The organism is Martelella sp. FOR1707, assembly GCF_053484265.1.
Map to the genome: position 1 here is coordinate 519,929 of NZ_JBAKFP010000001.1, position 10,407 is coordinate 530,335.

Annotated in this window: 7 protein-coding genes and 3 pseudogenes; 5 read left to right on the top strand and 5 right to left on the bottom strand. The window is 58.5% G+C overall.

What is annotated here, in order from left to right:
- Positions 1-28 precede the first annotated feature (28 nt).
- The 4 genes from V6765_RS02315 (at position 29) to V6765_RS02330 (ending at position 3,413) form a co-directional block, all read left to right on the top strand.
- Positions 29-1,111 carry a TRAP transporter substrate-binding protein gene (locus tag V6765_RS02315; RefSeq protein ID WP_448426112.1) on the top strand — a complete coding sequence of 361 codons (1,083 nt, stop codon included), beginning with the start codon at positions 29-31 and terminating at the stop codon, positions 1,109-1,111.
- A gap of 4 nt (positions 1,112-1,115) precedes the next feature.
- Positions 1,116-1,667, top strand: coding sequence for a TRAP transporter small permease subunit (locus V6765_RS02320; protein WP_448426114.1), 552 nt, complete (start codon positions 1,116-1,118; stop codon positions 1,665-1,667).
- Position 1,668: 1 nt separating this feature from the next.
- Positions 1,669-2,949, top strand: coding sequence for a TRAP transporter large permease (locus V6765_RS02325; protein ID WP_448426116.1), 1,281 nt, complete (start codon positions 1,669-1,671; stop codon positions 2,947-2,949).
- A gap of 230 nt (positions 2,950-3,179) precedes the next feature.
- Complete coding sequence (locus V6765_RS02330) at positions 3,180-3,413, top strand: hypothetical protein (RefSeq protein WP_448426118.1); 234 nt, start codon at positions 3,180-3,182, stop codon at positions 3,411-3,413.
- A gap of 51 nt (positions 3,414-3,464) precedes the next feature.
- Here the strand turns inward: V6765_RS02330 and V6765_RS02335 are convergent, their stop codons facing one another.
- Complete coding sequence (locus tag V6765_RS02335; RefSeq protein WP_448426120.1) at positions 3,465-4,184, bottom strand: LuxR C-terminal-related transcriptional regulator; 720 nt, start codon at positions 4,182-4,184, stop codon at positions 3,465-3,467.
- Positions 4,185-4,752: 568 nt separating this feature from the next.
- On the opposite strand from V6765_RS02335, the pseudogene V6765_RS02340 reads away from it, so the two are divergent.
- Positions 4,753-5,295 (top strand): annotated as a pseudogene (locus tag V6765_RS02340) (diguanylate cyclase domain-containing protein); the annotation flags it as partial.
- A gap of 26 nt (positions 5,296-5,321) precedes the next feature.
- Here the strand turns inward: V6765_RS02340 and V6765_RS02345 are convergent.
- From V6765_RS02345 to V6765_RS02360, 4 genes and pseudogenes are all read right to left on the bottom strand, one after another.
- Positions 5,322-5,777 (bottom strand): annotated as a pseudogene (locus V6765_RS02345) (ISAs1 family transposase); the annotation flags it as partial.
- A gap of 86 nt (positions 5,778-5,863) precedes the next feature.
- Positions 5,864-6,087 (bottom strand): annotated as a pseudogene (locus V6765_RS02350) (hypothetical protein); the annotation flags it as partial.
- 175 nt (positions 6,088-6,262) lie between these two features.
- The gene (locus V6765_RS02355) at positions 6,263-7,480 is read right to left on the bottom strand and encodes an ion channel (RefSeq protein ID WP_448426122.1); all 1,218 of its coding nucleotides are present in this window, start codon (positions 7,478-7,480) and stop codon (positions 6,263-6,265) included.
- Positions 7,481-8,364: 884 nt separating this feature from the next.
- Entirely contained in the window at positions 8,365-10,089 is a 1,725-nt protein-coding gene (locus V6765_RS02360) for a tetratricopeptide repeat protein (protein WP_448426124.1), read from the bottom strand.
- Positions 10,090-10,407: the final 318 nt, after the last annotated feature.

Genomic DNA, 10,407 nt, shown 5'->3' on the forward strand with positions numbered 1-10,407 from the left:
CCCTCAGACCAACAGAGAGAGAACCCACATGCATACATCCCACAAGTTTGTCGCCACCGCAGCCTTTTTTGGGCTGCTGCCTCTTGCAGGCTTTGCGCAGGATCTGCCGGAGACGAACCTCTCCGTCATCGGATCGCCCGTCAACTCGCCGAACTGGACCAATGTCCTGCAGCCGTTCTGGAATGAAACCATTCCCGCCGACAGCAACGGTCAGGTCACTGCCGACGCCGTCAGCATGACCGACCTGGGAGTCAAGGGCCCCGAGTTGATGCGGCTTGCCGCCTCTGGCGTTGCCGATATCATTGCCGGCAGCACGACGCTGATTTCCGGCGAGCTGGCCGAAAACGACTCGATCGACCTTGCCGGGCTGGCACAGGATATCGATACGCTGCAGCAGATCATCGAAGTTTACCGGCCCGTGCTTGAGGAACGCTATCGCGAACGCCTCGACGTGGTGCCGCTCGGCTTCTGGCCGACGGGCGCGCAGGTGCTGTGGTGCGCCACTCCGGTCACGGGCCTGGACGAACTGACCGGCAAGAAGGTCCGCGTGTTTTCGACCACGACGTCGTCGCTGACGGCCGCGCTCGGCGCCACACCCGTTACCATGGCATTCAACGAAGTCGTTCCCGCCTTGCAGCGCGGCGTGATCGATTGCGCCTTTACCGGCTCCAATTCCGGCAACAACGCCAAGTGGACCGATGTCGCGACCCACCTTGTCGACCTCACGGTCGGCTGGGGCGTCAACTTCATCGTCGCCAATTCCGCGACCTGGGACGGACTTGACCCCGCCGTGCAGGAATTCTTGCGCACGGAGATCCGCGAGAAACTCGAGCCTGCCGGCTGGGAGATGGCCCGTGTCGCGACCCAGCAGGGCATCTGGTGTTCGGTCGGCGATGACCGCTGCGAGCCCGAGGCGACCGCGCCGCGCAACCTGACCAAGTCCGATCTAACGCTGGTCGAACTCACCGATGCCGAAAACGAACGTCTTCGCGCGATTGTCGCTGAAAATGTGATGCCCGAATTCACGCAGGCTTGCGGCGCCGATTGTGTTCAGCGCTGGAACGAAACGGTCGGCAAGGTCGTCGACATCGAACTCGATCCGGCGAGGTAAGAGATTGGAAAACACTCTGATCTCTCGCAAACTGGCACGTCTCGCCCGGTTCGCGGCCATCGGCAGCGGCTTGCTGCTGCTGGGGTCCGCTGGGCTGATGACGGCCGAAATCCTGGCGCGGAGGCTGTTTCACCACAGCCTCGTCGGCGTCGACGAACTGGCTGGCTACGCCTTTGCTATTGCCATGGCCTGGGGTTTTGCGCAGGCGCTGTTCATGCGCGCCCATATCCGCGTCGACCTGGTCTATCTGCGCTTGCCGGCCAGGGTGCAGCGCTTGCTGGACGTGCTGGCGCTTGCAGCCTTTGCCGGAATCATCGGCATTGTCGTTTTTCATGCCTGGGGCACGCTGGCGGAATCGCTACGCCTTGGCGCGCGCGCCAGCACCCCGCTCGCCACGCCGCTATGGATCCCGCAGGCGCTATGGCTGGCGGGGCTGATCTTCTTTCTGATCTGTCTGATCGCGCTGCTGTTTGATCTCGTGCGCGCCGTGGTGCGGAAAGAGAAGGCGCTTGCGGCCGAACTGGGCGCGTCGGAATCGGCGCTGCGGAGACTGTGACATGGGCATAGCGCTAATTCTTCTGTTCCTGCTCATCGCCCTCGGCTTGCCGATTGCCGCGGTTCTTGGCTGGCTGGCGGTGCTGCTGGACTGGCTGCTGACGCCGCTGCCGCTGCAGCGCGCCTTCGGGGAGATCGCATGGTCGCACAGCATCGAATTCACCCTGATCGCGATTCCCATGTTCATCATGATGGGCGAGATATTGCTGCGCTCCGGGATCGCCGACCGGATGTATAACGGCGTTTCGGCGTGGCTCGGTTGGCTGCCGGGCGGGCTGATGCATGCCAATATCGGCGCCAGCGCGCTGTTTGCCGCGACATCGGGATCGAGCGTCGCCACGGCCGCGACCATCGGCACCACAGCGATGCCGCAGGTCGACCGCCATGGCTACAGCGAGCGGCTCTTCCTGGGCAGCCTGGCGGCCGGCGGCACGCTGGGTATTCTGATCCCGCCCTCGATCAACATGATCATCTACGGCTTTCTGACGGATACCTCCGTGCCGCGGCTGTTCATGGCGGGTCTGGTCCCCGGCATCGTGCTGGCGTTGATCTTTTCGCTGACCATTCTGGTTTTGTGCGTCGTCAAGCCGTCGCTCGATGGCGACCGCGCGCCTACCACGGCCAGGGCCTTGCTGCACAGCCTGTCCGACCTCGCCCCGCCGCTCGGGCTCTTTGCCGTGGTGATCGGGTCGATCTATGCGGGCTGGGCGACGCCGACCGAGGCCGCCTCGATCGGCGTGATTGCCTCGTTGGTGCTGACGGCGCTTTCCCGAAGGTTGAGCTGGTCGATGATGGTCGAGGTGTTCATCGGCACGGTTCGCACCTCGTCGATGATGATCCTGATCACGCTGCTGGCCTTCCTGCTGAACTTCGTCATCGGTGCGACCGGCATGGCGGGCACGGTGAATGATCTTGTTCGCGGGTTGAACTGGAGCCCGCTGGCCACGATGCTGCTCATCCTCGCGGTCTATCTGGTGCTCGGCATGTTCATGGATACGCTGGCGATGATCGTGCTGACCATCCCGATCGTCACGCCGATCGTCGTTGGCCTTGGCTATGACCCGATCTGGTTCGGGGTGATGATGGTGCTGGTCGCCGAGACCTCGGTGCTGACGCCGCCCATCGGCATGCTGTGCTATGTCGTGCATGGCGTCCGGGGAAGGGGTGATTTGACCGACGTCTTCATCGGGGTCACTCCCTTCATCATTGCGCTGATGGCGATGATTGCCCTGATGCTGGCCGCGCCCCAACTTGCCCTGTGGTTGCCCAATCTGTTGTTTTAGCACGGTTTCGGTTGTGTCGTTCGCAGGGGCCGGCTGCGAACGGCCAACAAAAGGTCATTGATCGAACATCGGCTTTCTGGAACTCTCGGCCAGGATCTGACAGTCAGCAGACGGCCGCGTCCCGGGCATTCCGGAGTTCAACTTGTTGCCCAAACTAGAAAACCAATGCCGCTACAGCTGCCAAACAACGGGTCGTCGGTTCATATCCCATCAAGACCTTTGGGCTGAACATGCTGTTCGACCTTGCCGACAGGCTGCGCTCGCGCGGCTGGAAGGTGCCGGCCTATACGCTTCCCGCCAATAGCGAGGATCAGGCGGTGCAGCGCATCCTGGTGCGCAACGGCGTCAGCATCGATCTCTGCTCGCTGCTGATCCGCGATATCAAGGCGTCGGTGGACTATTTCAAATCCCATCCGATCACCAGATCGGTCTCAAAGGAGGAGGCTGCGGGCTTCCATCACTGACGCGGCAATGCGCCCGTCGCGCCCTTGAGGGGCGCGGCGGTGTCGATCCCGTCAATCGCTGAACCCCATCGCGGCATAGAATGCCGCGGCCTGGGCCCGCGAGGTGACGTCCAGCTTGGTGAGAATCTCGCTCACATGGTAGGCGATGGCGCGTTCGGTGCGCCCGACGATGCTCGATATTTCGCCGTTGGTCTTGCCCTTGGCCATCCAGCTCAGGATTTCCATCTGAAGGTCCGACAGCAATTCGAAACGGCGGAGATCGTATTCGGTGAACTGGCCTTCCTTGAACGCGGCCAGGCGCGCCACCGCCACGCTCGACAGGATCGTGACCTCCGGTATCACGTCAGGCGATTGCGGCGTCGGGTCGATGGACAGAAGCGTAATCGCACTGGCCTTTCCATTGAGCGCCGGCAGCGACAGCGTCAGGCCGCCCATGATGCCCTGGAAGCGGACATAATCATAGTATTCCTCCTGTCCGGGCATATCCCAGTTCTTCTGGTGCCACAGAAGCGGCGTATCGTTGAATTCCAGATGCGCCATCAGCGGATCGCGCCCGGCCCACCTGTCGTTGACATAGGTGTCCAGCTCTTGCGTCGTGAAGGTACTCAGCGTCGGCTTCTCCATGAACTCGGAGACGGTCGATCTGTTGATGCTGATGTTGTAGCCGACGAAACCCAGCCTGTTCACGCTCTGGGTGAAGGCGCTCTTGACCTCCGGAAGGCTCTGGGCGAAAGCGATTCTGGTGACGTCTCTGGATAGCGATTTCAGCATGACGTCTCCCACAAATCGTTTGCATTAGATCATCCTAATGTTGTGAATTGTTGACTGTCAATTCTGACAGTTAAGGCATTGCCATCGGTCCGTTCTCCTTGACGTCGAATTCGTTTGGCGCGGGTGATGATAGGGCATGCGGTTGGCCAAGCAGTGAAATCGACGCGCTTATGCCGTGTAACTACCACGCCTGAACGGCCTCGGTTTGCCACTTACGTTCGAGCCGTATCTGCCTTGGGTTGCAACGCAATGGGATGCCGGACTGCGAATCGGAGCTGAGCCATGGCGACAACTTCGATTGGTTGGCTTCGACGGCAGCCTGTGAGAACGGCGATATGGAGTTTGTTGGTGAAGTGGGCAGACATAAGTCGTGCACAAAGCCGAAAGCTTATCAGAAAGAGTACCTGACTGGGCGAGTCGAACCAAACGTCAGCATTGGTTGAAGCTTGCTCTGCAGGCTGGCCGTATGGTGGCATGGGAACAGGACCTCAGAACAGGTTATGTCACGCGCTCGGAAAAACCCGAAGATCTCATCGGCGTGCGATCCGGCCCGTTGGCCGAAGTGCTGATGAGGATACACCCGGATGACCGGCATATTCGGGATAATCTCGGACGAATTGACGCGCCTGCGGAGGTGGAGTTTCGGTGCATAACGCCGGAAGGCGATGAAATCTGGTTGGCAACGCGGGTCCAGAAGGTCTCCAGATATCGCCTTGTCGGCATCAGTTTCGACATTACCGAACACAAGAACGACAAAGCCCGGATATACCAGCTCGCTCACAGCGACACGTTGACCGGACTGCCCAATCGCCTCTCGTTCGGCGAACACCTCGACAAGTTGATCGAAAAGGCCGCGAGGAACGAGGTAAGCGTGAGCGTCTGCATTATCGATTTCGACTTCTTCAAGGACATCAATGACACGTTCGGTCATGACGCCGGAGACGCTTTCTTGCAGGAAATCGCGGAACGATTGAGGAAACTGGCGGGCAGAAAAATCACGCCGGCACGACTGAGCGGTGATGAATTCGCCGTGGCGGCATACGGATGTGATCAGATCAGCGGTCTGGAACTTGCCAAAAAGATTTCACGGATGACCAGCAGACAGATCAACCATGACGGACATACCCTAGGGGTCAAGTCCTGCGTAGGATTGACTTCACTGCGGCCCGGCGCGAGCTGCTGGCCGATGACCATGCGCTGGTCGGCGGCCCAGATGTTGACCAGATGCAGGGGCGAGGCCTTGTCGCCGCGTTTGTAGGCCCCGCGCACGGCCTTGCCGTCGATGGCGATGACGCCGCTGATGGATTTTGCGAAAGCCTGCGCGAAGCGTGCAAAGACCGTTTCGAAAGCCTCGGGGTCGATATGTCTGAAAACATTCGAGAAAACGTCGTGACTGGGAGTGCCGTAAGGCAGAGGCACGATCTCCTTCAAAAGCTTGTGCTTGGAGACGCCAAAGTCGGCCATGTCCTGACAGGTTTCGGCCCCGCACAGCACCGAGGCCAAGGCAATGAATAAAACGCTGTTCAGCGAATAGCGGACATTGGCCGCCCGAGGGTCCGGAACCGACCCGAAAAGAGACGCAAATCCGTCCATCCAACCCTCCACAACAGAAAGACTGAAGATGAATCGATTTGCGTCAAATATTCAATAGCTTAAAAGCCATACGCGATTCCCCTGCATACGCCGGGGAAGATCAGCAGACCGAATGTCAGCTGGCTGAGCGGGACGCCACGGCCTTTGACACTGCCGGCAGGGGAGGCGCGTCGACGACACCGGATAGCAAGTCGGGATCCTCAAAAGATCCCGCAGCCGTATTGCTAATTTTCTCCGCCAGGGAATGCTTCCGGGGAGAAGGCGATCCGTCTCCATAGGTAACCCCTGGAAAGCGAATGGCATATTGTTCCAATCTTTCGAGATGATCCTGTCGCGCGGAGAAGCCGCTCGGCCGCGATTTTTCCGATGGAAGACCGAGTCTGGTTTCGCGGTCCGGTCCCGCCTCTCATTCCGCCGCAACGGCTAGCCGCACCAGAGCACCGTTGGTCAAAGCCAATTGGCCGCCGCCGTGCGGTCGCTTTCGATCAGCCAAGCCGCAGCAATTGATCCAGTAGGCGATCGGTCTTGATTTCCTCGCCGCTCAGCGCCATCGCGACCAGTTCTGCCCCGATGACGGGCAGTGCGAGTACCGCGTCCGGCTTCACCCGTCGCATCCGATCCATATTGTGCGCATCATTGACTGCCAGCAAGGTTCGGACCTCCGGATTGACATCCTTGGCTGCAAGCGAGACGAACGCATTGTCCGAATCGCTGTCTTGCAGCGCCAACACGGCTCGCGCTTGGCTCACCCCGGCACTTTCGAGCACCTCGCTGTTGGTCGCATCACCGACGATCAGATCATCGGGCGGCTCGATACCGGACTGTGGGGCCGTGGCCCATATCGCGGTTACCTGTGTTCCGCGCTTTTCCAGTGATTTAACCACGTTGCGGGCCAGTGCATTCTGGCCGGCGACGATAATATGATCGGTGCGTTTCATGTGCTTTTTCCTGGGTTGCAACAGGCTCATCATGCGTCTGTTGATCACCGGGCCGGCGATCGTCGTCAGTGAGGTGGCAAAAACCACCAGTCCGAGAACGATCAGTGACATGGTGAAAAGCCGCGCGTCGTCGGTGTGCGGGGTAATGTCGCCGTAACCGACCGTAGACATGGTGACGACGGTAAAATACAGCGCCGCGCCGAAATTGCCGATTGCTGGCGAGAATCCCTTGCCGAGAACGTAGCTGCCAAGCACGCCGTACCCCATGGTGAGGAGGATGCCCACGAGCGCGAACAGCGTTCCGATGGTAAGGCTAGCCCGGTGAAAACTCTGCCGCGTCAGCAAAAGCGAGATCAGCAGGAACACGCTATAAGCGACCAATGCGGTGTTGGGATCCGAATGCAAGAGAAGCTGCATGACGAGCGATGCCGCCGTCATCAGAAGCGTCAGCACCCAGGCCAGTCGCGATCGCCAGAGCAGCCCGATCGACAACAGCGTCAATAGCCCGCCGACCAATTCCTGCGAGACGCCGCGTATCGCCAGCGCCTTGAAGCCTACAGACAGGCCGCTGAGATCGCTCACTGGAACGGGCAGTACGGATATCATGCTCTGTAGCGATCCGAACGCCGGCAATAATTGCAGCAACCCGCCAATACCGATAGCAAGTGCCAACGGAACATGGGGAAACCACCATCCCATGTGCATTGAGCGCCAGTGTCTCCCCCTGACCATTCCAACCCAGAACGGACGATCGCTCTGCTTCATGCAGAAAACTCCATTCTTACATATTCAATTCATGAATCTTGGGTTCCCCCAGCCGCTGGTAGGCTGATGCGCCTCGTGGGCCGCTCATCCAGCTTCATAGCAAAGCGTTCAAAAACAGTCACGCAGCCAGTTTGAGGCACACTTGCCCCTCGACCACATGTGCGAGAGACACCGGATCAGTTCTCAGTGGCAATCAACACCCGCTTATTGGATGAATCCTTCCAACTTCATGAAGACGGCTATCACCGTCGAAACGACGGCAACAAACACAAAGAATAGGGGCCAATCTATGGTGGCCTCAAATTTGTCTTGCGCGTCGCGTCCGCGGTTCCTGCCGGTCGTCTTGGCGCGCGACGATTCGGAACCGCGACTGTTACCAAGAGTCATCACTGCTGTCCCATTGCTTTTGTCCCTGCTTCAAACAGACTTTCGAATTGGCTCTATCCCCGCTCGCCGTGTTTCATTCCTGCTCGTTCGTCGCGATCCCGAGCAAGACAATCTGTCGCTGCCGATCAAGCCCTCCGCAGAGATTCAGAGTTGCGCGCCGAACGCGCAACCTCGTCAATTTGTTTGGAGAGTTTACTTGGTTCGTAAATGTAAATGTGACTCACACACCGTTGTTCAGCGGTTCGTTCCATATAATGAGCGGCCGGGATGATGAGTTATATTGCCTGCGTAATGCGCAAGTGACATCCGGAGATGTAACTGTGACAGTCGATCAAACCTAAAAAACAAAAGGAATTTTCTTGCGGATTAGTTGTGATCACAGTGTCAATACAAATCCGCACCGAATACAGTATAGCTGCAAGACATTGAGTCGCTATTTACCTGACATTAACCCTTACCTGCATCGTAGATTTTTCCGAGCCACGTCAAGGTTGAGTTCAGAGATCGGATTGAACATGCTCGTTAAGTCGCAAGTCGAGGCCGGCGCTGGTAAGTCCGTCGGCTACCAGATCAATCACCGGCCCGGCCCAACCAAGATTGGCAAGCCACGGATAGAATGTATCCTGGATATCGGGATTGGTTCGCAGAAGCTCGGCAATGACGGGGGCGGCCTCGTCCTTTCGGTCGAGCTTGCCAAGAATGGCGGCCTTGAGCACGAGGACAAATCTCAAGTCGGAACTGGACCGCATGATCTGCTGGCGTGCCAGTTCGAAATCCCCGTTGGCAAAATGGGCGACGGCGATGCCGGGCGCCCAGTTCTTGAGATTGATGCCGAACTCTTTTTCCGCCGTTTCGAATATTTCGAGTGCCTCATTGCCGCGCCCCAATCTGGCTAGGCGGGTCGCGATTCGAATCTGCAGGAAGATGTCTCCGGGGTACCGGTCCCGGATTTCCTGTTGGAGCCTGTCAAAGTCCTCGATCCTTCCCTGGCGCAGCGCTAGATGCATGAGTGCGGTCTTCGTCAGGTAGGCGGTGGGCGACAGCCTTACCGCCTTTTCGGCTGCCTGCTCGGCTTTCTCTACCATTGCCGCGCGCTCTTCACAGCTTCCGGCCTCGTAAAAACGCGAACGATCAGTGTACATGATGCTTAAAACGGACCAGGCCGATGCATCGTTGGGCGAGGCTGCTACAATGCGTTCAAGACAGTCGCGCATCGCGGGGAATAAGGAACTGTCTTCCACGACTTCCACGATCTGGCCGCGAGAGATGCATGTTGAGCGGTCGAAAACATTACCGTAATATCTCTCGATCGCGAGCGGCACGGCGCCGCCGACGCCCAGCACATGAAATGCCATCCGGTCGACCGCCAGAAAAAGAGAATCGGGCTCGGTGCCTGATATCGATTCGCTGCCCGTCCAGAGAATGCGTCCGGTGTCTGAATCCAGCAGCTTCCAGAGCAGCTTTTTGTCTTCCTCTTTCAGGACCGTTACCTTGAGTATGAAACGAATAGTCTGGTCATCGACTTGCGGCGACGCCCCGTCGGCGTAGGATATGCTGCCCGGCGGCACGATCTCCGCTATTCCGATGCGCGCGAGCGCCGGCGCCAGGCGGAAATCGATCGCTTGCGCCAGCGACTCCTCCTGCAGGTCGATATAGCGCGTCGGGTGGACATCGACGACGATTTCGGTTGGGGAAATGTCCGCCTTGTTCTGCCACAGAAAGGCCGCCCCGACGCCGATAGCCATCAGGGCAACGGTGATGACCGCAACTGTTCTGAGGGAGGCGGAAACAGGCGTGCTGCGGCGTTGAGGCATAGGCGGTGTCGCCGGGTCCGAAGGCTCATCCATGAATTCGAATGCTGGAACATATCTGCCTTTCGGCAGGCTAATCACGACCTGCGGCTCCTGTTCACAGGCGCTGTAATATGATTGGAGCGACTTGCGCAAACGCCCGGCCGTCGTGCGAACAATAGTATCATCCGCCGGATCGAACCTTTCGCTTCTTCCCAGCCCTTCGGTCGCGATGGTGTAGGCTTTTATGTACTCGTCGTTTCCGGCGAGGCGCTGCTGGACCACATAGTCCAGGAAGGCGCTGACGGTTGGCGCATTTTCAAAGTGAGCCGAGTCGAGAATCTTTTCCAATTCGTCGTGGATGAGCTGCTTTTGGGAACTCGAATAGTTCGCTTTCGCAGATCTTGCGTGATGAGCCGGAACTTCCGTCATGGCGCACTCCGAAACCAGGTCATTGTTATCTGTCTTGAGGGGCGTCCATCATGAGTCAGCGAAGGAACAGTCGAAGTGTCTCTTCTTCGCGATTCATTTGTTTACAAATGGACTGGATTAGAATCACATAACATTAAAGTGACAGCGCTATCATTCCAATAGCCAGCCTGCGTTTTCTTCCCTTTTCGTTAGTTGTCACTGTCACAGAACGCGCTGTCACTTGTGACGACGCGCGCATTTCGTAGGTGTGCGCTTTGGTCTTTGGCGGTCGGACAATCCCTCGCCAGCTTTCGACGGGTGGAGTGGCGCTGTCCCGTC